Consider the following 23,731-nt stretch of genomic DNA (forward strand, 5'->3'; position numbering starts at 1 on the left):
GGGCGCTCGATCGGGGGCTGTGGCCGCAAGCGGGGACCATCACGCCATGTGTCGCATATAGTCCGAATAGATTCCGGAAATATTTTCAGCCACGTCCAGAAGGGATTGCAGATACGTTTCAACAAATGTGTCGGGCGCAAGTTTGCTCGCGAACTGCGAGACAATGAGGGCCAGCTTGACGTTGTTTGTGTGGTCTCGGATCGGTGCTGCCATCGAAATCAATCCACTTTCGATCTCGAACCGGGATGTGGCATAGCCTCTGGCCTGGATCTTGTGCGCTTCTTTGACCATCTCTTCCGCTTGCGTGATAGTTTTTTCGGCGAGCGCCGTAGGCGTATAAGCGTCAAACCAGGCGTGGATTGCATCGTCGGACATTTCCGAAAGCAGCAGCTTGCCGCCCGATGAGGCATGCGCTGGCAACCGGTCGCCTAGGGCGAGTTGCGATGCAAAGACCCGCCTCGACGGATCACGGCAAAGGAACATCACCTCAGGCCCGCGCAGCGCCACGATGGAACAAGGGCAGTTAATTCGGACGGACAGTTCTTTGACCTTCTCCGTCATGATGGACAGAATGCTGTTCTCAGCAAGAAACGACCGCGAGATCGACATGCATCGCTCAGTCAGGACATAACCATCCCGTGCGGGCGCCAGATAACCCAGCGCATGGAGGGTCAGCATTATCCGTCGCGTCGCGGCCCGACTGATCCCAAGATGGTCAGCGGCGACCTGAAACGTGACGCTTCGGACTTCGGGGCTGAACAGTTCCAGAACTGCCAACCCCCTTGCAAGGGTTAGCAGGTAATCCTTCGGCTTTTCGCTAGAGATTTCCGAAAACCGTCTGTCTGAGAACTTGGTTCCTGTCACGTCCGGATATGCCCTCAAAAGATTTTGGGTTCAGGTACCTTTGCACCCGACGCGGTTTCGAGGAAATCGAAATCGCATCCATCATGCGCCTGAGAGACGTGCGCGGCGAACATCTTGCCAAATCCTCTTTCATATGGCGCTTCCGGCTGAACCCAAGCGGCCCGACGGCGTGCAAGCTCATCTTCGGATACGTCCATATGAATGCTGCGCGCAGGAATATTGACACTGATGAGGTCGCCAGTCCGGAGCAGGGCCAGTGGACCGCCGACCTGCGCCTCGGGAGAAACATGCAGGATGCAGGCACCGTAACTTGTTCCGCTCATCCGCGCATCGGACAATCGCAACATGTCTCGAACGCCGGCTTTCACGAGTTTTCCCGGGATCGGCAGCATCCCCCATTCGGGCATTCCCGGGCCTCCGACCGGCCCCGCATTTCGCAATACCAGAACGCTGTCTTCGGTCACGTCCAGATCGTCGTCGTCGATTTGCGCCTTCAACTCTTCGTAGCTGTCGAACACCAGTGCCGGGCCGGTGTGTACCTGATATTTTGCGCTACACGCTGACGGCTTAATGACACAGCCTTCGGGCGCAAGGTTGCCTTTCAGAACGGCAAGTGCGCCTTCCGCGTAGATCGGCTGATCGCAGCTTCTTATGACATCGTCGTTGAAGACCCGTGCACCTGCGATATCATCGCGCAACGGTTGGCCCGTGACCGAAATCATTTCGAGATCCAGATGCTCGGATATTCTCGTCATCAATGCGGGCAGCCCACCCGCGTAATAGAAGTCTTCCATCAAATAGGTGTCACCGCTTGGGCGCACATTTGCGATGACGGGCACCTTGCGGCTTGCTGCATCGAAATCAGCCAGAGAAACGTCCACGCCGGCGCGGCGCCCAATCGCGATCAGGTGAATGATCGCGTTGGTCGAGCAGCCCATCGCCATTGCGACGGCAATAGCGTTTTGTACCGAAGCTGGCTTTACAATGTCTGATGGCTTCAAATCTTCCCACACCATGTCGACAATTCGGCGCCCGGCCATTTTGCTCATCGCTATATGGTTGGAATCCGCAGCCGGAATTGAAGAGGCTCCGGGCAGTGTCGTTCCCAATGCATCGGCAATCGCCGTCATGGTCGAAGCCGTGCCCATCGTCATGCAGTGACCATAGCTGCGCGCGATCCCGCGCTCCACGCCCTCCCAGTCTTGCCGGGTTATGTTGCCGGCCCTCAGCTCGTCCCAATATTTCCAGCTGTCAGAGCCCGAACCAAGTGTCTTTCCCTGCCAGTTCCCGCGCAGCATGGGGCCCGCGGGAATATAAACGGCGGGAACATCCATGCTGAGCGCGCCCATCAACAAGCCCGGAGTTGTCTTGTCGCAGCCGCCCATCAACACAACCCCGTCGATGGGATGCGAACGGATCAATTCCTCGGTTTCCATGGCAAGAAGGTTGCGATACAGCATCGCGGAAGGCTTGACAAACTGCTCTGCCAGCGAGATCGCAGGCAGTTCAATCGGAAATCCACCGGATTGAAGGATTCCGGCCTTTACCGATTCCGCGCGTTGACGGAAATGGGCATGGCACGGATTGATGTCTGACCATGTGTTTATGATCGCAATCACGGGGCGACCTTGCCAATCGACCGGGTCATAGCCCATCTGCATCATGCGCGATCTGTGCCCAAAGGTCCGCAATCCGTCATCGCCGAACCAGCGGTAGGACCTGAGAGATTCTGCTGTCTTTTTCATTAGGTATTCATCCCCGACGTTGTCGTCTTTCAGGTTGCATGCCCTGAACACGATGAGGCTCCCGGCAATTGGCGACGGGGTGATCGTGCTTTTTTCCAAGCCTGTTTGTGAAAAGTGAAACGCGAAGTCAAACGTGCAACGCGAGTGTGCGATTATCGCACTTCGGAAGGTAGCGTGGATCTGATGATACTAAGTTATACAGATGTGAAGCTGTACAGGAAGTATGCGTCTACCAGCGAAGTGTGTGCGATAATCGAACGGGTGGCTAATATTGTTGACGAGCACACGCGCCAAACCTAGTCCCGGTGGCAATCACAGTATCGGTTAACAGGAGGAGTAAAACCGGATGGGTAAGCTTTTTGGACTTCGGAGCTTGGTCGGAGCGGCCGCCGTTGCCGCATCGATGGGCGGGGCAGCGTATGCTCAAGACCTCAAACTGGGATTGGCGCACAACGTCGGGCCTGATCATGTCATGGCTGAGACGCTCAACTACTTTGCTGACAGAGTGGCCGAGTTCTCGGACGGTTCGATCGAGGTGGTCGTCTACGGCGGCGGGCAGATGGGCGAGACGCGTGATGTTGTGCCCATGATGCAGCAAGGCGCCATGGACATGAACAAGAGCTTTCATGGCGAACTGGAAGCGTTTGAACCCTCGTTCTTCGTGTTCAACGTGCCTTATCTGTTTCAAGACATCGAGCACCTGCGCCGTTTCCTGTACAGCGACGCCGGAACAGAGCTGAGCGAATCGGTCAACGATAAAGGCTTTTTCAACTTGGCCGCGTATGGTGCCGAAGCGAGAAGTTTCTACACAAACAAGCCGATCAGAAAACCCGAAGACCTGGATGGGGCAAAAATCCGGGTGTTCGCAACACCGACGACTAACAGAATGGTTGAGCTGATGGGGGGCGCACCGGCGCCGATTCCGTGGGGTGAAACCTACTCGGCAATCCAGCAAGGTGTGATTGATGGCAGCGAGAACAATATCACTTCCTACGTCGCCGCACGTCACTATGAGGTCGCCAAGATCTATTCGAAAGACGAGCATACCATGGTCGTCGACTATCTGAGCATTGCAACCAAAACTTGGGATAAGCTCACCGACGAGCAAAAATCCGTACTCAAACGCGCGGCGCGTGCCTCGGAAGAGCACCAGCAGGAAGTTTATACAATTCAGGTGGCGGATGCCTATAAACTGCTCGAAGAAAAAGGCATCGAAATCGTCGAAGTTGACAAGGAAGCCTTTCGGAAATCCGTTCAACCTCTGATCGATGAGTTGATGCAGGATCCTGAAAAGGCGAAGTGGATCGAACGCGCTCGAGCACTTGCTGCCGAATAAAGACGCGACACAGGACACTCCCGGTGCAGTGACATGCATTGGGGGTGTCTTTTCCCTATCGGGCTTTCGAGGTGAGCAATGCGAATACTGAGATGGATTGAAAGGGTGCTGGACACCCTGCTTCAGACGGCGATCTTGGGCCTAGTGACGGGCTTGATTGTCACGGTCTCATGGCAAGTCTTTAGCCGATACATTCTCAACAAGCCGAGCACTTCGACCGACGAACTGGCTAGGTTCATGTTGGTTTGGCTGGTCTTGCTAGGCGCGGCTTATTGCGTCGGCAAGAAAAGCCACCTAGCGATCGACCTGCTGTCCATGGGGTCATCCATAAAGATCCGCCAGTGGTTCAATCTCTACGTCGACTTGATGATCCTTGGCTTCACGCTCTTCGTGATGGTGTATGGGGGTTTTCGTCTTCTTGCCTCGATCGCGTCAAGCAACGGGATCTCTCCGGCGATGCAGATGCCACTGGAATACCTGTTCATGATCTTACCGGTTAGCGGCCTCCTGATGGCGGCCTACTCCACCTTGTCAATCATGACCTTCCTGATCACCCGATTTGAGAAACCTGGTCTTGCGTCGCAAGGGCCTGGAACTCTCAGGGACTAAGAGGACAAACGCATGGAAGTTAGCGTCGCAGGCGTTCTATTCGGAATTTTCTTCCTTTTGGCGTTCACGGGTGTTCCAATTGCGTTCGCACTTGGCATCGCTTCAATTGTCGCAGGAAGCATGATCCTTCCCTACGAGATCATCCTGACAATTATCAGTCAGAGAATGGTTTCGGGGCTCGACAATTTCTCGTTGCTGGCCATACCATTCTTTATTCTTGCGGGTTCATTGATGAACCATGGCGGTATCGCTCTGCGCTTGATCAATTTTGCGCAACTTTTTGTCGGCCGCATGCCTGGCTCGCTGGGCCATGTTAACGTAGTCGCAAACATGTTGTTTGGCTCGATTTCGGGTTCGGCCACGGCGGCAGCTGCGGCGGTGGGCGGAACGATGGCACCTTTGCAAAAGGAAGCCGGCTTTCCACCTGAATACTCAGCATCTCTGAATATCACGTCCTGTGTCACAGGACTTTTGATTCCCCCATCCAATGTCATGATCATTTATGCAGTCACGGCCGGGAATATCTCGATCGCGGCGCTCTTTGTAGCTGGATATCTTCCGGGCATCCTTATGGGACTGCTCTTGATTGCAGTAGGCTACATCATCTCGAAACGTCGGGGTTATCAGACCTCGCAAGAGCATTCGCTGCGCGACGCATTGAAAGCCTTCATTGCCGCCATCCCAAGCCTTTCTCTGATCTTCCTGATCCTGGGCGGTATCGTTTCGGGTGCCTTCACCGCGACCGAGGCATCCGTGGTCGCCGTGCTGTACGCATTGATACTGTCAATGTTCTTCTATCGATCTATCAAGATCAGTCAGTTGCCAAAGATTTTCATGGAATCCGCCGTCACGACCTCTGCCGTTCTGGTTCTGGTTGCGATGTCGATCAGTATGTCCTGGGTCATGGCCCGAGCCGAGATCCCGCAAACAATCACCGACGCATTGCTGACAATTTCTGACAACAAGATCATCATCCTACTGATCATCAACATCATTTTGATCGTTGTCGGGATTTTTATGGACATGACACCGGCGATCCTGATCTTCACTTCGATCTTTCTGCCAGTCGCCACCAAGATCGGCATGGATCCGATGCATTTCGGTATCATGATGATCTTCAACTTGTGTATCGGTCTATGTACGCCGCCAGTGGGGGTCGCGCTATTCGTCGGCTGCTCCGTTGCAAAAGTCAGCGTGAAACAAGTCCTATTGCCGATTATGCCGTTCTTTCTTGCATTGTTGATCGGGCTCGCGCTTGTTGTGGCCTTCCCGCAGCTCAGCTTGTGGCTACCCGAACTGATGGGTCTCATTGACAGGCCGAACTGACGGCGATTTTGATCCTAAAAGTGTCCCGGCTCAGAGCTAGATTTACCGCGTATTGATCACGCAACACGCTGGCTCTGGGCTTACATCAATGTGCGACCCAACATGGGCATCGGAGAGCTGAAACCTATACGGACGTTGAATGAGCCCAGATTCTGTTCGTGGCGCCCATTGGAAATGGGAGCATTCCCGCTCTCTAGACCTGTCCCGCAATCGTCCAGCCCCAATTGCTCGTCTAGGCGACACATGACCTCATCTTTCAAGGGCAGCACGGGAGGTCGTCCAGCAATTCGACTGGCAAGCCCCAGAAAATCAGCACCACGCATCCCGGCTCTGACCAGACGGAATGAACGCTGCCCGGTGCATTGCAGATTATGTCGCCGGTTGAGTAGGTTCCATGTTCGTCGCTTTGGTTCCCGTCCAGCACAATGATCGTTTCGATCCCGACGTGTCTGTGACGCGGCACCGAAGCACCCGGCTGATATTTCAGCACGGCCCATTCCGCGCCACTGTCGGGCTCTTTCCAAAGCCTGTGGATGGTGACACCCGGTCGGAACGGCCCGTAGTCGAGCCTGTCCCAGCCCCCGGTGATAATCTGTTCAAAGACAGCAGGTCTCATTGCGCCAGACTCTTCAGCACATCGTCAGAGCTGCTGACACAGCCAAAGACACCGCCCTGCATGAGCACCATGTTGATCGCGGCGTCGTGGTTTGCGCGATCCGTCGCCCCACAGCAATCCTCAAGCAAGACACATTCGAACCCGCGATCATTGGCCTCGCGCATGGTGGTGTGAACGCAGACATCGGTCGTAATGCCGGTCAGCAGCAGGTTTTCGATGCCCTTGGTCCGCAGGATAAGCTCCAGGTCGGTGGCGTAGAAACTGCCCTTGCCCGGCTTGTCGATGATCACCTCTCCGGCGAGGGGGGCGAGTTCGTCGATGATCTCCCACCCCGGTTCGCCGCGGACAAGGATACGGCCACAGGGGCCATCATCGCCGATTCCTGCCCCGATCTGGCGCGAACGCCAACGTTTGTTTTGGGGCAGATCCGCGAGATCGGGGCGGTGCCCTTCGCGGGTGTGGATCACGTGATATCCGCCGTCACGCATTTCCTTTAGCAGTTTGGCGATCGGGCTGATCGGGGCGCGGGTCAGCGACAGATCGTAGCCCATTTTGTCGACATAGCCGCCCTGACCGCAGAAATCGGTCTGCATGTCGATAACCATCAGAGCGGTGTTGTCTGGACGCAGATCGCCATTGTAGGGCCATGGGTAGGGGCGGGCATCGAGGCTGTGCATGAGGGTCTCCGTCTGATGTACGGAGGCCAATGTAATCATAGCGGCACGGTGACGTATTCTGCTAATAACTTGCAGTACTGCTGCAAAATAATCATCGCACGGCGTAGTCTTGCAAAAGGCTTGCCAATCGCTGTGCGAACCGGGCGGGGGCGACTGGCAAACTGCGGCCGCGAAGCTGTCCCAACAATAGCGCGCCGGGGGCAATGTCGCGCGCGGCCAAAGGGCGCGAGGTAAGACCCGTGGGCAGGCGCAGTCCTATGGGGATCTGGAACGCCACCGCATTCTCGAACTCAACATAGTGCCGCATGAAATCGAAGGAATCGGTTTCGACCACCGCCGACAATTGCCGCGACGTCCCGGCCAGCGCAGCGTCCAGCATATGTCGTACGGCGTAGGCCCGTCCGGGGACGACATGGGGCTGATCAAGGCAGTCCCGCAGTCGGACTTCTTTTTGCTGGGTCAACGGGTTGTCAGCCCGCATGATTGCATGAATGGGCTGGTCGATCGTGGCAAGGATGTCGAAATCGACAAGATGTGCGGGCTCTAAGACCAGCGCGAGATCGCTCTGAAATGTGCGCAGATCCTCTTCGGCCGCGGCGCGATCGCGGATCTGCACTGAGAAGGTCACACCGGGATGTTCTGTCCGGTAGGCCGCGATTTGGGTTGGCAGGAAGTAGGGGGCCAGTGCCTGAGAGCATGCAATGGAAACGTGGCCGCGCCGTTCACCATCCAGATCCGCGACCAGGCTTTGCACGCGGCGCAGATCGCTGAGTTGCGCGCGAAAATGCTGGATCAGCAGCTCTCCCGCTGGGTTCAGGCGCATGCCACGGGGAAGCCGTTCGAAAATCTGTGTGCCGAAATCTTCCTCGAAATGCTGGATGCGCCTGTTCAGCGCAGAGCCGGTGATGTTGAGGTCTTCAGCCGCCTTGCGGATCGACCCAGCCCGCACCACAGCCTGTATGTAATGAAAGTCTTTAAGGTGGCGCATCGGCAAGCTCCTACTGCTGCATTCATTGCAGCACTTATCTGAATCTTTGGCAATTGAGTTCAGACCTGTTTCCCGGTCAATCTGTGGAAGAGCAATTGGAGAAACACATGACGACCCCCTTGAACCTTGATGCCCTGTTCCGCGCCTATGATGAGGGCGTATCCGCAGAGCACATTGTCCGGCAGGTCTATGCGCGGATCGCAGAGGTGGCGGACCCGTGCATCTTTATCAGTCTGCGGGACGAGGCGGATGTGCTGGAAGAAATCCGCGCTATGGGACCGCGCGACGCCTCAAAGCCACTTTGGGGCGTGCCCTTTGCTGTGAAGGACAATATCGACGTCGCCGGGATGGCCACTACAGCCGCTTGCCCGGCTTGGGAATACAGCCCGGCCCAAGACGCCTTTGTTGTGGCTCGGCTACGAGAGGCGGGGGCGATTGTTATCGGCAAAACCAACCTTGATCAATTCGCGACCGGACTGGTCGGGGTGCGCACGCCATATGGTGCCCCGAAGAACGCGATCGACCCGGAAATTGTCCCCGGTGGATCCTCCGGCGGGTCCGGGGTGGCCGTGGCGCATGGGATTGTCAGTTTCGCGCTTGGCACCGACACCGCCGGATCGGGACGGGTGCCCGCCGCGCTGAACAACATCGTGGGGCTAAAGCCCACGCTCGGCAGTTGGTCGGCCAGCGGATCGGTCCCGGCTTGCCGGTCTGTTGAGACGATTTCCGTCTTTGGGCTGACGGTCGAGGACGCCTATCAGGTTTATCGAACGGCTGCCGTTTTCGATCCCGGTGACAGCTATGCCCGACGCATTGAGGCTCGCCCTTTGGAAACGCCGCCCTCGGGTCTGCGTATCGGCGTGCCCGATGCTGCAACGCTGAAGACCTTCGGCGATACTGTGCAAGAGACATCCTTCCGCGCCGCGCTTAGCCTGCTGGAAAAGGCCGGTCATCAAGTGGTGGAAATGGACTTTACCTGTTTTTACGACGTGGCCGAAATGCTGTACGAGGGCGCTTGGGTGGCGGAACGGTATAGTGTCATCGAACAGCTTTTGGCGCGTGATCCTGAGGCGATCCTGCCCGTCACGCGGCAGATTATCTGCAAGGCGGAACAACTGAGCGCAACGGATGCCTTTCGCGGGTTTTATCGCCTCAAGGATTTGGCGCGCCGCGTCGAAGGCCCGCTGTCGCAGGTCGATCTCCTTTGTGTACCCACAATCCCGACCTTTTACACCGTGGCGGAATTGGACGCGGACCCGGTCGGACCGAATTCGAACCTTGGCACCTATACGAACTTCGTAAACCTTTTGGATATGTGCGGTCTCGCCGTTCCGGTGCCGCCCCGAACGGACGGGCGACCGGGTAGTGTGACGCTGTTGGGCGCGGCCGGAAAGGATGCGTTGCTGGCCGAAACCGCATTGGGCCTGGAAAAAGCCGGAACAAGAACGCTGGGCGCAACTGGTTGGAAGCGCACATAACCCAGCACGCTGCGTGGTCGGCCCCAACGGGCCGGTCTTAATCAGCGCGATTTTGTCACAATGACCGCACAACCCCTTGGAGATTGAAGGAAACAGTTTAAGACGTCGCACGCCAATTGATGTTCGATTATGTTGATATGGGTGGCCAGAACCCAAAGGAAGTGTGCGCAATGACCACCAAGTTACGGACACCTGCGCAAATTCGCATGAACGCGATCTTGAAACGCTTGCATGATGGTGGATCGGTGGCGGTCGCCGATCTCGTGAAAGAGTTCGAAGTGTCCGACATGACCGTGCGGCGCGACCTTGCTGAACTGGAACGTGAGGGGCTTTTAGAGCGGGTGCATGGCGGCGCACGCCGCCGTACCTCTGGCCCGTTGAAGGTGAACGACGATATCGAACTGGATTTCGACGCCCGGCTGGCGCGCAATTCCGTGGCCAAGCGGCTGATCGCGGCGGACGCGGCTGAGTTGCTGTCGGGGTTTCGATCTGTGGCAATCGATGTTGGCAGCACCTGCCTGTTTGCGGCAGAGGCGTTGGCCTGTCGTGGCGGACAGCGTCACATCTTTACCAACAGTCTGCGTGTGGCGACCGCGCTTGGCGCCTTGGGGACGGAAACCTACCTACCCGAGGGGCGCACCCGCCCCGGTGAGCTTTCGATCACTGGCCCCAGCGCCATCGAAAGCTTTGCCAAGCTGCATTTCGAGGTAGCGGTCATCGGCGTATCAGGAATGTCCGACCAAGGATTTTACGACTTTTCCATCGAGGACAGCGAGTTGAAAAAACTGTACCTCGAACGATCCGAACACCGCGTTTTCTTGTGCGATTCATCTAAGTTTCGGCGGCTTTCTACGATCCGCGTCGCGGCCTTGTCCGACGCTACGGTGTTGATCACCGATGCCCCGCCGCCATCGGATCTTGCCTCGGCCCTTGCAGGGGCCGGGGTAGAGATCCGAGTGGCAGAGGAACCCTGACAGGCCGCTTCTCAGGACGCCACGGCCAGTTCTGGTTTGCCGGTCAAACCGGACGCGATCCCCAGCGCATCATGGAGCGCCGCACCCACACGGCACACCAGATCGTCGCCCAAAGATGGGCCTGTCAGCATTGTGCCCATAGGAATGCCGTCGTGTCGAAACCCGGCTGGGATCGAGGCAGAGGGCAGATCCAGCAGGTTCACGAAATTGGTGTAGGTGCCCATCTTTGCGTTCAGACGGATGTTGTCCGCCAGCAGCGCCTCGATTGTGTAGGTTGACGGCGTCGTGGGCGTGACGATCAGATCTACCGTTTGAAACAACTGCCGCACCTGCTGCTTGTAGCCCGCAATGATGTACTGGGCGCGGAAAACGTCGCGGGCGGTATACTTGCGGCCCCATGACAGGATCTCGCGCGTGGGCGGGCAAAGGGCGCTTTCGTCCTCGTCGAACCGGTCGCCGAAATTGGCGTACCGCTGGGCGATGAACGGCCCATCATACAGCATTTTCGCAGCGGTCAGGTAGGGCGTCATGTCGATCTCGACCGCAGTGCCGCCCAGCGTTTCCAGTCGGGCAACGCTTTCACGGAAAAGCCGCGCGGACTCGGCGTCGCCATCTGTGTCCAGCGTGGCGGCATCTGGGATCGCGAAACGGAAAGTCGCGGGCGCGGGGGCGGCGCTGACGCGAAAACCCTGTGCCTCTGGTTTTGAGAACGGGTCCGACGGATCGTGCCGAAACCCAAGGTTTGTGAGCAGCACGCTATCCGCCATTGTCAGCGTCAGAAAGTTTTCTGTTCCGACCATCCCGGCCTGCGATTTGGCCGAGCGTGGCACCAGACCGGGCGTGGGTTTGTAACCGACGATGTTGTTCAGCGCGGCTGGCACGCGGCCTGACCCGGCCGCATCGTTGGCCACGGCGAAGCTGACCAATCCCGCGCCGACGCTGACGCCCCCACCGGATGAGGATCCGCCGGAAATGTAGCGTTCATTGAAGACGCATTGCGGGATGCCAAAGTCGCTGCGCACGCCGACCACACCCATGCCAAGCTGATCCTGGTTCTGTTTGCCGATCGGGATCGCCCCGGCATCCAACAGCGTCTGGACAAGATGGCTAGTGGTCTCGGGCATCCGTGCCCAAGCGCGCACAGCCGAGGTCGACGGTACGCCAGCAAGGTCGACGTTGTCCTTGATCCCGAACGGAATCCCGTAAAGCGGCAGTGCCTTCGCCGCGGGGTCGGCCATTAGTGCGCGGGCGCGGGCGCGGGATGTTTCGCGGTCAATCAGGTGGATCCACACATGATCATCTCCACGCGCCTCGATGCGGTCGTAGACGATGTCGATCATGTCTTCGGGGGTCAGGCTGCCTTCGTCAAACAGGGTTTTGAGCGTTGCGATATCCAATGCGCCAGTGGCGCGGTCCCATTCGATGGTCATGGATTAGTCCTTTTTTAATGTCGTCTGTGCCTCGGTACGGGCGGCGAGATACGCCCGCCAATCACCGAGGTCTGTGATGTCTTCGGAGCCGTCCTGAGCGGCGATGGCCTCGCAGATGAAACCTTTGACCTTGCGTCCGTCCGAAAGGTGCAGGGTTCCTATTCCAAGCGGGCTGTCGATCATGGTCAGAAGCTGGCCCAACCCTGCGGGCGTCATTTCCCACAATTCGAGCGAGATGGGGGCACCGCTGCCGGGGGTGCCGCGGATCAGGCCGGGTCGGATCGGCTCCATGCCGACAAGGGCATGGAAACGGTAGCTGTCGTCGGTCTGGGCGATGGCGCCGAACTGCGCGCCGCAGCGTTTCATTTGCGGCTCCAGCGGCATGCCGCGCATGTGGGCGCCGCAAACGGCAACAAGCAGTGTATCGGGCAGGGAATGTGTCACCTTGAGTGTCTTTCGTCAGAAGGGGATGACGCGCTTGTCGCGCAAATAGGTGCGGGCGGCCTCCATCACCGTCAGGATGTGACGGCGCATCAAGAGAGTTGCTTCCTCTGCCGTGCCGCGTCGGATAGCGGCCACGATCAGACCGTGCTCAACCTGCGAATTGCCGATCCGTTCTTTCAGGTCGAACTGTGCCGCACGAAAGGCGGCAACGGCCCGGCGGATCGATAGCGTCGCGTCGCGCAGGCTGTCGTTGCCAGCGCCGTAATAAATCGCTTCGTGAAACCGGAAATTGTGGTCGCGGTAGGCTGCGCGATCACGCTGTTCGACAAGGCACAAGCCGTCCTCGTGGATTTCTTCGAGTTTGGCCTTGGCCTCCGGGCTCATGCGCCTTGCCGCGTAACCCGCACACAGGCCTTCGAGTTCGGCCATGAATTCGAACTTTTCCAACATCTTATCGGGGGACACCTCCGCCACGAAGGCTCCGCGATGGGGACGCGTTTCTACCAGCCCGATCACGGCAAGCTCTCTCAGCGCTTCGCGCACCGGGGTGCGCGACACGCCAAAATATTCGCCGATCAGAGTCTCGTCCAGCTTCTTGCCGGGCGGCAATTTGCCAGAGACGATTTGCGCGCTGAGTTCGCGCACGACCGCCGCGGTATTTGTCTCACCGGCTGCGCGTTGCAGCCGGATCTCAGGTTCTGTCATACGGCCTCCTACTCCTCGGGAATCAGGCTGACATGGGCCGCGACGATGCGCCAGTCGCCGTCGATTTTCGCCCAGGTCTGGGATTGCCGGCCAATCTTGCCCGGCGTCCGTCGAAACAGGGTCATCGCCGTGGCGAAATCAGTGCCAAAGCTGGTGATCGCTGTGCGCTCTAGCGTGCGATCAAGCCCGCCCGAGGGCCGCGAAGCCCGAAAGGCGGCGATTTCGTCGTGGCCATACAGGTTTTCGCCAATCCCGTAGCGGATGGTCCGGGGATCGACAAAGAACAGCTCATCCAGAACGGCCACGTCATTGGTCGTCAACGCGGTCTCGTAGCGTTCGAAGGCGGCGGTGATCTCGGCCAATGGACCGGGCAGGTTGATGTCGTCACGGGTCATGCGGGGAGTTCCTTCAAGAGGGCGACAGGCGCGGCACAGGTGCCGGATTGTTCCAATGCGTAGGCGATGCGCAGGGCGATGTCCTCTCGCCACGCGGGGGCGATGATTTGAACACCGATTGGCAGGTGCCCGGCGATGTTCTGAACCGGAACGCAGACCACTGGCAGCCCGATAAAGCTGATCGGTTGGGTGTAGATCCCGATGTGGGCGCGGTAGGGTTGTTCCTGCCCGTCGATCATCACCGTGTCGCTGTCAACGCGCGGCGCGGGGAAGGGCGTTGCAGGCGTCAGGATGGCGTCAACATGCCGGAACACCTCTGCCGCATCTTCGGCGAATTGTCGGCGCAACCTTTGGGCGCGAACGTAGGCAATACCGGGCACGAGGGCACCGGCGACCAGACGGTCGCGCATCGGACGGCCGAAATCCTCTGGTCGGGTCTGCAAGGCTTCGGTATGGGTCGCGGCCCCTTCGACCGCTGTTATCAAGGCAGCCGAGGCTCGCGCCGCTGCCGCGCCGGGCAGATCTGCGTCCAGTTTGACGTCCAGCGCGGCGCAAACCCGGTCCAACGCGTCTTTTGCCGGTCCATCCGGCGGGGCGAAATAGCCCGACCCGCGGGCGATGCGCAGGTCTGCGACACCCTTGTCCAGTGTGGACACGGCAGGGCAGGCGGGGCGGTCGACGCAGACGGGGTCGCCCGCATCGACGCCCTGCATTGCCTCAAGCGCCAGCGCAAGGTCGCTGGCCGATCGTGCCATCGGTCCGATGTGATCGAGGCTGTCGACAAAGGGAAAGGTGCCGGAACGCGGCACGCGCCCATAGGTCGCCTTGAGCCCGAAAAGCCCGCACCACGACGATGGAACGCGGATCGACCCGTTGGTGTCTGAGCCTATTGTCAGGGGCACCATGCCAGCGGCGGTTGCCGCGCCCGATCCGCCAGAGGATCCGCCTGGGCGCCTTTCCGTGTCGTGCGGATTCCGGGTCGATCCGACGTGGTCGTTTTCCCCGGTAAAGTCATAGGCGTATTCACCCATGTTCAGCGCGCCCATCAGGATCGCGCCGGCAGCCTCCAGACGGGTGATGACCGGCGCATCGGCGTCGGCGGGTGCGTTGTCCATGTTGATCGCCGATCCCGCGCGGGTGATGACCCCCGCGATGTCGACCAGATCCTTGACCGCAAAGGGCACACCTGCCAGCGGGCCCACGTCGTCGCCCTTGGCAATGCGCGCATCGACACGGTCGGCGGTTTGCAATGCACGGGCCTCTGTCAGGGTGGTGAAGGCGATCAGGTCCGCATCCGTCTTGCGAATGCGGTCCAGGGAGGCCTCGACAGACTGGCGCGCCGTCATGCGCCCGGCGCGGACGTCCTTGGCGATTTCGGCGGCAGAAAGTTGGGTCCAGTCGTTCATTCCGTGTCCTTTTCCGGCAGGGTCCAAACCGGCGCGTTTTCACATCGGGGGCGAAGGGGGGCCGACATGACCGCCGAAACCATGCCCATGTTTTGTTTCAGGATTGCCGCGATGGCTGGCAGCCGATCTTCGGATGGGGAAATGCCAAGAGTTGCCAAACCGCTTTTTGCTTCGCTTTCGTTGTCGGTCATGGGTCAGGCGGCCTCCAGCCGGTCCAGCAGGGCAGGGCGGTGGCCTGACCACGGGCGCGCGGCCTCGTATGCAGCGGCCGCACGCAGCACCATCGGGTCGTCCAAGTGCCGCCCGACGATCTGAAGCCCGACCGGCAGTCCGTCCTTCGTCAGCCCGGCAGGGACAGAGGCCGCAGGCTGACCGGTCATGTTGAACGGAAAGCAGAAGCCCAGCCATGCGGCGGGATCGACCATCCTGCCTTCGGTCTTTTCGGGGCCTTGCATATGCAGCGCAAAGGGCGGCACGGTCAGGGTTGGCGACAACAGCAGATCATATGTGCCAAAGAACTTGGCTGCGATGTTGCACAGTTTCTTGCGCGCCATGTTGGCATTGGTCAGCGCTTCGTCGTCGTGTCGGCCCTTCAGCAAATTCACCAGGTGCGGCGACATTTCGTGAGCGTGGTCTGGCAGCCAAGCGCGCATTCCGGCAAGATCGCTGTCAGCCAAAACCAGTCCCCAGAAATCGGCGCCGGGATCACTCCAGCCGGGATCTGCGATTTCGACCTCGCATCCCAGATCATTCTCGAACACAGCGACCGCTTCGCGCACCACGCGGCGGACTTCGGGATCGACGGCCAGATAGCCAAAGTCTTCGCTGAAGGCGATCCGCAGCTTGGGCAGTTGGCCTGCCTTGGCCTCATCCAACCATGCCACATCGTTGGGAATGGTGTGGCGGTCGCGCATGTCGGGGCCTGAGATCACCGATAGCATGAGTGCCGCATCCGATACGCTGCGCGCCATCGGGCCAATGTGTTCAAGGCTTTCCCAGCTGGAGACACCGGGGAAGCGTTCGTCCCGACAGCCGGGCCACAGTGGCACTCGGCCCATCGAGGCCTTGATCCCCACCAGCCCGCAGTGGGCCGAAGGGATCCGCACCGATCCGCCCCCGTCAGATCCGATGGCGAAGGGCGTGACCCCTGCGGCCACCGATGCACCCGATCCGGCAGAGGATCCGCCCGGCGTCAATTCGGTGTTCCACGGGTTGCGGGTTGTCTCAAAGACCGGGTTGTGCCCGACGCCGCTATAGCCAAATTCCGGCACGTTGGTTTTGCCCAAGATCACCGCACCGGCATCTTTCAGGCGTTCGACCACAATGTCGTCGTCCTCTGGGACAAAGTCGCGGTAGATGACGGATCCCATTGCGGTCACAAGGTCCTTGGTCGCGACCAGATCCTTGATCCCCACCGGCACACCGGCCAGCGGCCCTAGTGGTTCGCCTGCGGCGCGCGCGTTGTCGATCGCCGCCGCTGTCTTGCGGGCAAGGTCTGGCGCGGGGGTGCAGAAGGCGTGAAGATGCGGTTCTGTCAGCTCCATCCGGGCGATGGCGGCCTCTGCCACCTCGGTGGCGGACAGGCTGCCGTCGCGGACGGAGTCTGCGATTTCGCCCGCGGACAGGGCGGCGTAGCTTTCATGAGTCAGGGTCATGCGTGGACTTCCTCTTGGTCGAGTCGGAAATGGCAGGTGGCTGCGTGCGCGCCGAATTCTGTCAGCGGTGGGGCTTTTTGCTTGCAAAGCGGCTGCTCCTGCGGGCAGCGCCCGTAAAAGCGGCAGACATTCGGATCTGGGTCGATGGGGCTGCGCGGTTCGCCATTCAGGCGAATGCGGTCTTTCTCGCTAGAGCCGGGGATCGCGGACAGCAACGCCTTGGTGTAGGGGTGCGCCGGACGGGCGAAAATTTCCTCCACCGGGGCGCATTCGATGATCTTGCCCAGATACATCACCGCCACCCTGTCGCAGACCAGCTTGATCACGTTCAGGTCGTGGCTGACGAACAGATAGCTCATCCCCAGCGTCTCACGCAGTTCGCCCAGCAGCTTCAGGATCACGACCTGCACCGAGACATCCAGCGCCGATGTCGGCTCATCCAGGATCAACAGCTCTGGCCGCAGGATGATTGCCCTTGCGATGCCCACCCGCGCCTTTTGTCCGCCCGACAATTGGTGCGGATAGCGCGACAGAAGTTCCGGGGGCAGGCGGGTGATGCGCGCGGCCTCATGAACCGCCTCGGTCACCTCGGCACGGGTCTTGCGGCCACCCAGACGCCGCAGAGGGTCGGCGATGCTATCAAAAATGCGGAATTGTGGGTTCAGGCTGTCCGTCGGGTCTTGGAACACCACTTGAATGCGCTTGCGTTCGGGATGGGTGCCGAACCGGCGCGCGGGGATGTCGCCGATGCTTTGGCCGTCGATGCGGATCGCCCCGGCGGTGGGGTCGATCAGGCGCGACAGAACCCGCACCAGTGTTGACTTACCACAGCCCGATTCCCCCACCAGGCCAAGGCTTTCTCCCCGGGTGATGGACAGGTTTACGCCATCCACCGCATGCAACAGGCCGGTGCCGGTTGGGTAGATCTTTTCCAAGTTTTCCAGTTCCAGAAGCGGAGCAGTCATGCGCTTTCCTTCCATGGCATGTGGCAAGCGACCTCGTGGTTGGCATCCAGCGCGACGCGTGGCAGAGCCGCAGCGCAGGCCGGGGTGCTTTGTGGGCAGCGCGACACAAAGCGGCAGGGCGGCAGGTCAAGACGCAGGTCCGGGAGGGAGCCGGGGATTGCAGCCAAGTCCGACAGGCTGCTTGCGCCGTGCGGCGTCGCTTTCATCAACAGCCCTGTGTAGGGGTGCGCGGCGTTGTCGAAGATGTCGGCAGTGCTGCCCTGTTCGACAATATGACCGGCATGCATCACGGCGAAGCGATCACAATATTCTGCCGCAAGGGTCAAATCATGTGTGATCAGGATCGTCGACATCCGCCGCTGAGAGGATTTCAGCCGGATCAGGTCCATGATCACCGCCTGCGTCGTCACGTCCAGCCCGGTGGTCGGTTCGTCCGCGATCAACAATTCGGGCTCGCTGGCAAAGGCCAGAGCGATCATCACACGCTGGCACATGCCACCGGACAGTTCGAACGGATAGGCGTGGTAGCGGCGTTCGGGATCGGGGATGCGCACCTCGGCCAGCGCTTCGACGGCCGCCTTGCGGGCCTCTCGTCGCGGCATTGCACGATGGGTCCGTAGCACGTCGGCGATCTGTTCTCCAATCGACCGGATCGGGTTTAGCGCCGACCGGGCGTTCTGAAAGATCATGGTCATGTGTTTGCCGCGCATCCCGGCCACCTCGGCGTCGCTGGCAGTCAGCAGGTCCATCCCGCCAGAGACCATGCGGTCGGCGCTGACCCGGGCAGAGGCCCCAAGCAAACGCATCACCGCATAGGCCGAGACGGACTTGCCAGAGCCGCTTTCGCCGACGAGACCCAGCGTCTCGCCACGAGCAAGTTGGAAAGAGACGTTTTCGATCGCGTGAACCGTGCCGTCGCGGGTGGCGAAATCGACTTTGAGGTTCTGGATGTCGAGAAGAGGAACCCGGGTCATGTGCGGCCTTTCGGATCAATGATGTCGCGCAGCCCGTCACCCAGAAGGTTGAAGCAGAAGACGGCCAACACCAGCGCAGCCCCGGGAAAGAGAAAGATCCACCATTCGCCGGAGAAAATGAAATTTGCGCCCTCGGACACCATGATGCCCCATTCGGGTGTGGGCGGGCGCACGCCAAGACCGATGAACGACAGCCCCGCCGCGTTCAGGATCGCCCAGCCAAGGTTCAACGAAACCTGAACCATCATCGGCGGTAGGATGTTGGGCACCAGATGCACCGCAAGGATGCGCGCCGAACTGTTCCCGTTCAGGCGCGCCGCCTCGACAAATCCCGCATCGCGACGGCTGTTCACTTCGGCCCGCGCAAAGCGGATGTAAAAGGGCAGGTTGATGATCGCCGTGGCGTAAACGATATTCCAAACGGTGTTGCCAAGGGCCGCAACGACGCCCATGGCCAGCACGAACAACGGGAAGGCCATGATCGTGTCGACCAGCCGTCCGGTGATGCGATCCGTCCAGCCACCGTAGTAGCCTGCGGCAGAACCCATCCCAAGCCCCAGCAAGAAAGAGATCGACACCGCCGCAATGGCGATCCCAAAGTCCACTCTGGTGGCCACGATCGTGCGGCTTAGCACGTCGCGGCCCAAATGGTCGGTGCCAAAGGGATGCGCCCAGCTGGGCGGCTGTAGTGTGTCCGAAGAGGTCGCCAGCGGATCATAGGGCGCGATGATCTCTCCGAACAGCGCCGCGATCACGAACATCAGGAACAGTACCATTGCGAAGGCCGTCAACGGGTTGGACCGCATCGCGTGCATGAAGCCCGAGCAGAAATTGGCCAATTGCGATGGCGCCTTTGGGATAGGGGCAGGAATAGCGGAAACGTTGGTCTGGTCAGTCATCGTAGCGCACCCTCGGATCGACGATCATGTTCAGGATATCCACGCTGAGGTTCAGCAGGATGTAGAGGACGGCCATCATCACAACGAAGCCTTGGATGGCCGCGTAGTCCGACGTCAGGACCGCTTCGACGGCGTAAGACCCAATGCCGGGCCAGCCAAAAACCTGCTCGATCAGCACGTTGGCCCCCAGCAGGAAGGAAAAGATCATGCCAAGGATGTTGACGACCGGCAGCAGGGCGTTGCGAAATCCGTAGGTCCACAGGATCGTGCGACGCGGCAGGCCCTCGGCCCGGGCGGTGGTGATAAAGTCGCTGCCCAGCACCCCGATCATCGAGGCCCGCGTCATCCGCGCCAGCGGTGCCAGCGCAAACAGTCCCAACGAGACCGCTGGCAGGATCAACTGCCCAAGGGCGGCCCGCGCTGTGGCGACATCCCCGGCGATCAGCGCGTCAATGGTGAAGAACCCGGTGACAGTCGGCGGGATGGGAAAGTAGATCGCCAGCCGCCCGATGGGCGAGGGCGACCAGCCCAGCTTGTAGTAGAACACAAAGATCAGCACGAGTGCGGTAAAGAACGATGGAAAAGCCGCTGCTGCGGTCACTGTTCCCCGGCATAGGTGGTCGATCCAAGATCCCGGATTGACCGCCGCCCACAGGCCTAACGGCACCGCCACCACGATGGCAAAAACCAGTGCGTACAGCGTTAGTTCCAACGAGGCGGGCAGGCGCCGCGTCAGGTCGGTCAGCACCGGTTGCCCGGAATTGAATGAGCGACCCATATCGCCCTGCACGAGATCGCCGGCATAGGCCAGGAACTGCACCGGCAACGGCCTGTCCAGACCCAGCCTCTCTCTGGTTTCGGCGATCGAATCCGCCGTGGCAGAGGGGCCAGCGAAATACGCCGCCGGATCACCCGGCAGCGCGTGGCTGATCACAAAAGTGACGATGATCACCCCGATCAGGCTGGGGAACGCGCTGAGAAAGCGCTTGCCAATCATCTTGATCATGACAGTGCCTCGAACAATTGGGCCGAGGTGCCAACGGTGCCAAACAGCCCATCGCCCATTTTCGTGAATGTCAGGATCGCGGCGTGGTTGTGCGTCAAAGAGGCCGCGCAGCAGTCGTCAAGCAACATGCACTCGAACCCGCGATCATTGGCGTCGCGCATGGTGGTATGTACGCAGCAATCGGTGGTGACGCCGGTAAAGATCAGGTTGCGAATGCCGCGCGCGCGCAGGATCTGTTCCAGATCGGTGGCGTAGAAAGCGCCCTTTCCGGGTTTGTCGATGATGGGTTCTCCGGGCGCGGGCGCCAATTCTGGCACGATCTCCCAACACGGCTCTCCGCGCGTCAACATCCGACCGCAGGGGCCCGCAGAGCCAATTTCAGCCCCTTCGCGGGCCGACCGCCAGCGCTTGTTGTCGTTCAGGTCGGCCAGATCAGGGCGATGGCCTTCACGGGTGTGGATGATCGGGAAACCCAGGCTTCGCAGCCGCTCCAGCACTGTTTTGATCGGATCGATCACGGCGCGCATCGGTGAAACATCCGCCCCGTGCTGGCCGACCCAGCCGTCGGCGTCGCAAAAGTCGCGCTGCATATCAATGACGATAAGCGCCGTGTCAGAGGGAGAGAAACGCCCGTCGAAGGGCCATGCGTAGGGGTCAGATTTGACTTGTGGATAGGCAGTCATGCGGCAGCTCCGGCTAGGGTGGCAATCACATCGTCCGAGGTGGCGATGGACCCGTAGAGCCCATTGGACAGGCCAAACATTTCGATCTGTGCTTCGTGGTTGGAATGGTCCGCCGCGCCGCAGCAATCCTCCAGCAGCAGGCATTCAAACCCGCGGTCGTTGGCGTCGCGCAACGTCGATTGCACACAGCAGTCAGTGGTGACGCCTGCGACCATCAGGTTGCGGATTCCCCGTGTGCGCAGCACGGTTTCAAGGTCGGTTCCCATGAAAGCACCCTTGCCGGGTTTGTCGATCACGACCTCGCCGGGGGCAGGAGCCAGTTCCGGAATGATGTCCCAGTTCGGCTCACCCCGGATCAGGTAGCGGCCCATTGGTCCATGCGCGCCGATGCCCTGTCCGTTCAGCCGTTCTGAGCGCCACAGCTTGTTCGCGGGCAGATCGCTGAGATCGGGGCGGTGGCCTTCGCGGGTGTGGATGATGGTGTATCCTGCCGGGCGTAGCGCCCCGAGCAAGGTTTGCAGCGGCTTGATGGCGCGCCGCGTGTTTTGCAGGTCGACTCCGCGTGAATGCACCCAACCGCCTTCGCCGCAGAAATCAATCTGCATGTCGATGATGATCAGGGCGGTGTTGTCGGGTCGCAGGTCGCCATCGTATGGCCATGGGTAAAGGCCGGAAACATGCGATGTCATGCGGCTACTCCTTGCGGAAAGATGTCGTGTGGAAGGGGAGAAGGGGGGGGCCGCGCAAACGGCCCCCCGAAGGTCGTCATTCCGCGCGCGAAACCGTGCGGAAGTCGAGGAAGGTGTGGAACCAGTAGACATAGCCGTCGATGTCATTCTGCATCGCCACGTCCATGTAATCCTGAGCGATCGGGATCTTCGGAAGTTCGGTCATGACCGTGTCGATGATGCCCTTGAGGTCCGCTTCGTAGGCATCGGGATCGCTTTCGAAACGCGCCTTCTGGATTTGCGCATCAAGCGCCTCATCCACATGTGAAGCTACGTTAAACACCGAGTTGTTGGCGCCGTAGTAGGTCCAGTAAAAGTGGTATTCGGGCCAGTCGAGCCATGCGTGGAAGCTGGTGACGGCCATCGGCATGGATTTTTCCAGCATCTTCGAGAACCAGTTTGATCCGGGAACCTTCTCGATCGATACGTCTACGCCGATCTCCTTGAGGTTTTGCTGGATCAGCAGGGCGATTGGTTCGCGGATCGTCGCACGCGACAGGTCCAGGTAAATCGTGGATTCGAACCCGTCTGCATAGCCGGCCTCAACCAGCAGTTCTTTGGCTTTTACCAGATCGGTGTCATAGGGGCTTTTGACCGGCCATGCGGCCTCATACTCGGCGCCGGGTTCGGCACCAAACATCGGTGAAGCGCGCCCGTAAAAGGCGTTGTCCATGATCGCTTCATACGGGATGGCGTAGGCCATTGCCTCGCGCACCTTCGGATTGTCAAAGGGCGGCATGGTCACGTTCATTTCCAAGTTCACGATGGCCGACTGTTTAGGGACGCCAACCACTGTGATGGCCGGATCCTCGGCCAACTCGGCAAAGTCTTTTGGGGGCAGGCCAACTGACACGTCGGCATCGCCGCTTTCCAACAGCGCCCGGCGCGTCCCGGACGACGCGATCTGTCGATAGACAACGGTTTTCATCGCGGGCAGATCGCCGTTCTTCCAGTCATCAAAACGCTGGAACACGATCTCGTTGCCCGGCGTCCAGCGCACAACGTCATAGGCGCCGCCGCCTGCGGTGTTGTTGGCCAGCCATTCTGTGGCCCAGGGATCGTCGTCGGTTGCATGTTCCAGAGCGAGGTCAGAGTTGATCACGATCGGAATTGGTGTTGTCAGGTCGGGCAGGGCCAGCTTGTTGCCGTCGGGGACCTGAATGCGGAAGGTGTGTTCGTCCACCGCCTCGAACTGTTCGGGGCTGGTCAGTGACCCTGCGCCCATCTGGATCAGTGGAAAGCCACCTGCGGCCACGGCGCGGTCGAACGACCACTTCACATCTTTCGCCTCTACCGGAGAGCCGTCGTGGAAAGTCGCATCTTCGCGCAGCTTGAACGTCAACTGCGTGCCGTCTTCGCTAATGTCCCAAGAGGTGGCCAGTTCCGGCAGAACCTCGGTCACGTCATAGACCTGCGTGCCGTCTTCCAGCGTTTTGACGCCGTGTTTCACCAGCCGGTCATAAACATGCAACGCCACAAGGCGCGTGTAGTCGTTGGACGTGGGCGTCTGCGTGTCCAGAGAGTTCGGGCCTTGTTCACCCACTGCGATGATCACGTCCTGGCGCGATTGCGCGACGGCGGTAAAGGCCGCTGAGGAAGCGATCATTGCGCCGAGACTCAGCGCTTTGATCGTGATGGATATCGTCATTTCAAGCTCCTGTTGGATCTGTTTGAGACGCTTTTTCCGACGCGGGGAGGTCGCGGCTTCGGTCTCGCCCTTAACGAAGGACCATCGCGGCGGGGGAGCGACCCCGTGGAGCAAAAAATCAGGAGTGGTCCAAATAGTTTGTTCAAAAATAAGCCGTGCATACAATGTATGATTAATTAA

The 23,731-nt window shown here is 59.7% G+C and carries 24 protein-coding genes; 5 read left to right on the forward strand and 19 right to left on the reverse strand.

The features are described from left to right. Positions 1-39: 39 nt before the first annotated feature. Both ANTHELSMS3_RS08565 and araD read right to left on the reverse strand, forming a co-directional pair. Complete coding sequence (locus tag ANTHELSMS3_RS08565; RefSeq protein WP_198319913.1) at positions 40-864, reverse strand: IclR family transcriptional regulator; 825 nt, start codon at positions 862-864, stop codon at positions 40-42. A 14-nt stretch (positions 865-878) separates the two neighbouring features. Continuing rightward, positions 879-2,609 (reverse strand): L-arabinonate dehydratase, encoded by a 1,731-nt coding sequence (gene araD, locus ANTHELSMS3_RS08570; protein ID WP_094037013.1) that lies wholly within the window; start codon positions 2,607-2,609, stop codon positions 879-881. Between the two features lie 346 nt (positions 2,610-2,955). On the opposite strand from araD, the gene ANTHELSMS3_RS08575 reads away from it, so the two are divergent. The 3 genes from ANTHELSMS3_RS08575 (at position 2,956) to ANTHELSMS3_RS08585 (ending at position 5,880) form a co-directional block, all read left to right on the forward strand. Beyond that, positions 2,956-3,945 carry a TRAP transporter substrate-binding protein gene (locus ANTHELSMS3_RS08575; RefSeq protein WP_094034504.1) on the forward strand — a complete coding sequence of 330 codons (990 nt, stop codon included), beginning with the start codon at positions 2,956-2,958 and terminating at the stop codon, positions 3,943-3,945. Positions 3,946-4,050: 105 nt separating this feature from the next. After that, a complete protein-coding gene (locus ANTHELSMS3_RS08580; RefSeq protein WP_157733455.1) occupies positions 4,051-4,554 on the forward strand; it encodes a TRAP transporter small permease in 504 nt (167 codons plus the stop codon). Between the two features lie 12 nt (positions 4,555-4,566). Further along, a complete protein-coding gene (locus tag ANTHELSMS3_RS08585) occupies positions 4,567-5,880 on the forward strand; it encodes a TRAP transporter large permease (RefSeq protein WP_094034506.1) in 1,314 nt (437 codons plus the stop codon). A 256-nt stretch (positions 5,881-6,136) separates the two neighbouring features. Here ANTHELSMS3_RS08585 and ANTHELSMS3_RS08590 read toward each other — a convergent pair whose 3' ends face one another. The 3 genes from ANTHELSMS3_RS08590 to ANTHELSMS3_RS08600 all read right to left on the reverse strand — a co-directional run bounded on the left by ANTHELSMS3_RS08590 (position 6,137) and on the right by ANTHELSMS3_RS08600 (position 8,161). Further along, positions 6,137-6,496 carry a cupin domain-containing protein gene (locus ANTHELSMS3_RS08590; protein ID WP_094034507.1) on the reverse strand — a complete coding sequence of 120 codons (360 nt, stop codon included), beginning with the start codon at positions 6,494-6,496 and terminating at the stop codon, positions 6,137-6,139. Beyond that, positions 6,493-7,173, reverse strand: a complete 681-nt coding sequence (gene biuH, locus ANTHELSMS3_RS08595; RefSeq protein WP_094034508.1) for a biuret amidohydrolase — start codon at positions 7,171-7,173, stop codon at positions 6,493-6,495. Before biuH ends, ANTHELSMS3_RS08590 begins: the two co-directional genes overlap by 4 nt. 91 nt (positions 7,174-7,264) lie before the next feature. Next, a complete protein-coding gene (locus ANTHELSMS3_RS08600) occupies positions 7,265-8,161 on the reverse strand; it encodes a LysR family transcriptional regulator (RefSeq protein ID WP_094034509.1) in 897 nt (298 codons plus the stop codon). Positions 8,162-8,268: 107 nt separating this feature from the next. Between ANTHELSMS3_RS08600 and atzF the strand changes: the two genes are divergently transcribed. After that, complete coding sequence (gene atzF / locus ANTHELSMS3_RS08605; protein WP_094037014.1) at positions 8,269-9,639, forward strand: allophanate hydrolase; 1,371 nt, start codon at positions 8,269-8,271, stop codon at positions 9,637-9,639. A gap of 170 nt (positions 9,640-9,809) precedes the next feature. Then, positions 9,810-10,613 (forward strand): DeoR/GlpR family DNA-binding transcription regulator, encoded by an 804-nt coding sequence (locus tag ANTHELSMS3_RS08610; protein WP_094037015.1) that lies wholly within the window; start codon positions 9,810-9,812, stop codon positions 10,611-10,613. 11 nt (positions 10,614-10,624) lie between these two features. Here ANTHELSMS3_RS08610 and ANTHELSMS3_RS08615 read toward each other — a convergent pair whose 3' ends face one another. The 14 genes from ANTHELSMS3_RS08615 to ANTHELSMS3_RS08680 form a co-directional block, all read right to left on the reverse strand. Beyond that, entirely contained in the window at positions 10,625-12,043 is a 1,419-nt protein-coding gene (locus tag ANTHELSMS3_RS08615) for an amidase family protein (RefSeq protein WP_094034510.1), read from the reverse strand. 3 nt (positions 12,044-12,046) lie between these two features. After that, complete coding sequence (locus ANTHELSMS3_RS08620) at positions 12,047-12,487, reverse strand: allophanate hydrolase-related protein (protein WP_157733456.1); 441 nt, start codon at positions 12,485-12,487, stop codon at positions 12,047-12,049. Between the two features lie 15 nt (positions 12,488-12,502). Beyond that, positions 12,503-13,192, reverse strand: coding sequence for a GntR family transcriptional regulator (locus ANTHELSMS3_RS08625; protein WP_094034512.1), 690 nt, complete (start codon positions 13,190-13,192; stop codon positions 12,503-12,505). 8 nt (positions 13,193-13,200) lie between these two features. Beyond that, positions 13,201-13,587 (reverse strand): oxalurate catabolism protein HpxZ, encoded by a 387-nt coding sequence (hpxZ, locus tag ANTHELSMS3_RS08630; RefSeq protein ID WP_094034513.1) that lies wholly within the window; start codon positions 13,585-13,587, stop codon positions 13,201-13,203. Next, entirely contained in the window at positions 13,584-14,993 is a 1,410-nt protein-coding gene (locus tag ANTHELSMS3_RS08635; protein WP_094034514.1) for an AtzE family amidohydrolase, read from the reverse strand. The genes hpxZ and ANTHELSMS3_RS08635 overlap by 4 nt, the downstream gene beginning before the upstream one ends. Next, on the reverse strand, positions 14,990-15,184 hold the full coding sequence (locus ANTHELSMS3_RS08640) for a hypothetical protein (RefSeq protein ID WP_094034515.1): 195 nt from the start codon (positions 15,182-15,184) through the stop codon (positions 14,990-14,992). The genes ANTHELSMS3_RS08635 and ANTHELSMS3_RS08640 overlap by 4 nt, the downstream gene beginning before the upstream one ends. Positions 15,185-15,187: 3 nt before the next feature. Then, positions 15,188-16,648, reverse strand: a complete 1,461-nt coding sequence (locus ANTHELSMS3_RS08645) for an amidase (protein ID WP_094034516.1) — start codon at positions 16,646-16,648, stop codon at positions 15,188-15,190. Then, on the reverse strand, positions 16,645-17,613 hold the full coding sequence (locus ANTHELSMS3_RS08650) for an oligopeptide/dipeptide ABC transporter ATP-binding protein (RefSeq protein ID WP_094034517.1): 969 nt from the start codon (positions 17,611-17,613) through the stop codon (positions 16,645-16,647). The genes ANTHELSMS3_RS08645 and ANTHELSMS3_RS08650 overlap by 4 nt, the downstream gene beginning before the upstream one ends. Next, positions 17,610-18,587, reverse strand: a complete 978-nt coding sequence (locus tag ANTHELSMS3_RS08655) for an ABC transporter ATP-binding protein (RefSeq protein WP_094034518.1) — start codon at positions 18,585-18,587, stop codon at positions 17,610-17,612. The genes ANTHELSMS3_RS08650 and ANTHELSMS3_RS08655 overlap by 4 nt, the downstream gene beginning before the upstream one ends. Next, positions 18,584-19,486 (reverse strand): ABC transporter permease, encoded by a 903-nt coding sequence (locus ANTHELSMS3_RS08660; RefSeq protein ID WP_094034519.1) that lies wholly within the window; start codon positions 19,484-19,486, stop codon positions 18,584-18,586. The genes ANTHELSMS3_RS08655 and ANTHELSMS3_RS08660 overlap by 4 nt, the downstream gene beginning before the upstream one ends. Further along, positions 19,479-20,492 carry an ABC transporter permease gene (locus ANTHELSMS3_RS08665; protein ID WP_094034520.1) on the reverse strand — a complete coding sequence of 338 codons (1,014 nt, stop codon included), beginning with the start codon at positions 20,490-20,492 and terminating at the stop codon, positions 19,479-19,481. The genes ANTHELSMS3_RS08660 and ANTHELSMS3_RS08665 overlap by 8 nt, the downstream gene beginning before the upstream one ends. Beyond that, a complete protein-coding gene (locus tag ANTHELSMS3_RS08670) occupies positions 20,489-21,175 on the reverse strand; it encodes a cysteine hydrolase family protein (protein WP_094034521.1) in 687 nt (228 codons plus the stop codon). The genes ANTHELSMS3_RS08665 and ANTHELSMS3_RS08670 overlap by 4 nt, the downstream gene beginning before the upstream one ends. Next, a complete protein-coding gene (locus ANTHELSMS3_RS08675; RefSeq protein ID WP_094034522.1) occupies positions 21,172-21,864 on the reverse strand; it encodes a cysteine hydrolase family protein in 693 nt (230 codons plus the stop codon). Before ANTHELSMS3_RS08675 ends, ANTHELSMS3_RS08670 begins: the two co-directional genes overlap by 4 nt. Positions 21,865-21,940: 76 nt before the next feature. Further along, a complete protein-coding gene (locus ANTHELSMS3_RS08680; RefSeq protein ID WP_094034523.1) occupies positions 21,941-23,551 on the reverse strand; it encodes an ABC transporter substrate-binding protein in 1,611 nt (536 codons plus the stop codon). Between the last annotated feature and the right edge of the window lie 180 nt (positions 23,552-23,731).

It is taken from the genome of Antarctobacter heliothermus (genome assembly GCF_002237555.1).
Classification (GTDB): Bacteria; Pseudomonadota; Alphaproteobacteria; order Rhodobacterales; family Rhodobacteraceae; genus Antarctobacter; species Antarctobacter heliothermus_B.

Excerpts from the sequence above, each read along its gene's own strand:
- araD (WP_094037013.1), bottom strand. The coding sequence starts at position 2,609 with ATGAAAAAGACAGCAGAATCTCTCAGGTCCTACCGCTGGTTCGGCGAT.
- ANTHELSMS3_RS08575 (WP_094034504.1), top strand. The coding sequence starts at position 2,956 with ATGGGTAAGCTTTTTGGACTTCGGAGCTTGGTCGGAGCGGCCGCCGTT.
- ANTHELSMS3_RS08585 (WP_094034506.1), top strand. The coding sequence starts at position 4,567 with ATGGAAGTTAGCGTCGCAGGCGTTCTATTCGGAATTTTCTTCCTTTTG.
- ANTHELSMS3_RS08590 (WP_094034507.1), bottom strand. The coding sequence starts at position 6,496 with ATGAGACCTGCTGTCTTTGAACAGATTATCACCGGGGGCTGGGACAGG.
- biuH (WP_094034508.1), bottom strand. The coding sequence starts at position 7,173 with ATGCACAGCCTCGATGCCCGCCCCTACCCATGGCCCTACAATGGCGAT.
- ANTHELSMS3_RS08600 (WP_094034509.1), bottom strand. The coding sequence starts at position 8,161 with ATGCGCCACCTTAAAGACTTTCATTACATACAGGCTGTGGTGCGGGCT.
- atzF (WP_094037014.1), top strand. The coding sequence starts at position 8,269 with ATGACGACCCCCTTGAACCTTGATGCCCTGTTCCGCGCCTATGATGAG.
- ANTHELSMS3_RS08610 (WP_094037015.1), top strand. The coding sequence starts at position 9,810 with ATGACCACCAAGTTACGGACACCTGCGCAAATTCGCATGAACGCGATC.
- ANTHELSMS3_RS08615 (WP_094034510.1), bottom strand. The coding sequence starts at position 12,043 with ATGACCATCGAATGGGACCGCGCCACTGGCGCATTGGATATCGCAACG.
- ANTHELSMS3_RS08625 (WP_094034512.1), bottom strand. The coding sequence starts at position 13,192 with ATGACAGAACCTGAGATCCGGCTGCAACGCGCAGCCGGTGAGACAAAT.
- hpxZ (WP_094034513.1), bottom strand. The coding sequence starts at position 13,587 with ATGACCCGTGACGACATCAACCTGCCCGGTCCATTGGCCGAGATCACC.
- ANTHELSMS3_RS08635 (WP_094034514.1), bottom strand. The coding sequence starts at position 14,993 with ATGAACGACTGGACCCAACTTTCTGCCGCCGAAATCGCCAAGGACGTC.
- ANTHELSMS3_RS08640 (WP_094034515.1), bottom strand. The coding sequence starts at position 15,184 with ATGACCGACAACGAAAGCGAAGCAAAAAGCGGTTTGGCAACTCTTGGC.
- ANTHELSMS3_RS08645 (WP_094034516.1), bottom strand. The coding sequence starts at position 16,648 with ATGACCCTGACTCATGAAAGCTACGCCGCCCTGTCCGCGGGCGAAATC.
- ANTHELSMS3_RS08650 (WP_094034517.1), bottom strand. The coding sequence starts at position 17,613 with ATGACTGCTCCGCTTCTGGAACTGGAAAACTTGGAAAAGATCTACCCA.
- ANTHELSMS3_RS08655 (WP_094034518.1), bottom strand. The coding sequence starts at position 18,587 with ATGACCCGGGTTCCTCTTCTCGACATCCAGAACCTCAAAGTCGATTTC.
- ANTHELSMS3_RS08660 (WP_094034519.1), bottom strand. The coding sequence starts at position 19,486 with ATGACTGACCAGACCAACGTTTCCGCTATTCCTGCCCCTATCCCAAAG.
- ANTHELSMS3_RS08665 (WP_094034520.1), bottom strand. The coding sequence starts at position 20,492 with ATGATCAAGATGATTGGCAAGCGCTTTCTCAGCGCGTTCCCCAGCCTG.
- ANTHELSMS3_RS08670 (WP_094034521.1), bottom strand. The coding sequence starts at position 21,175 with ATGACTGCCTATCCACAAGTCAAATCTGACCCCTACGCATGGCCCTTC.
- ANTHELSMS3_RS08675 (WP_094034522.1), bottom strand. The coding sequence starts at position 21,864 with ATGACATCGCATGTTTCCGGCCTTTACCCATGGCCATACGATGGCGAC.
- ANTHELSMS3_RS08680 (WP_094034523.1), bottom strand. The coding sequence starts at position 23,551 with ATGACGATATCCATCACGATCAAAGCGCTGAGTCTCGGCGCAATGATC.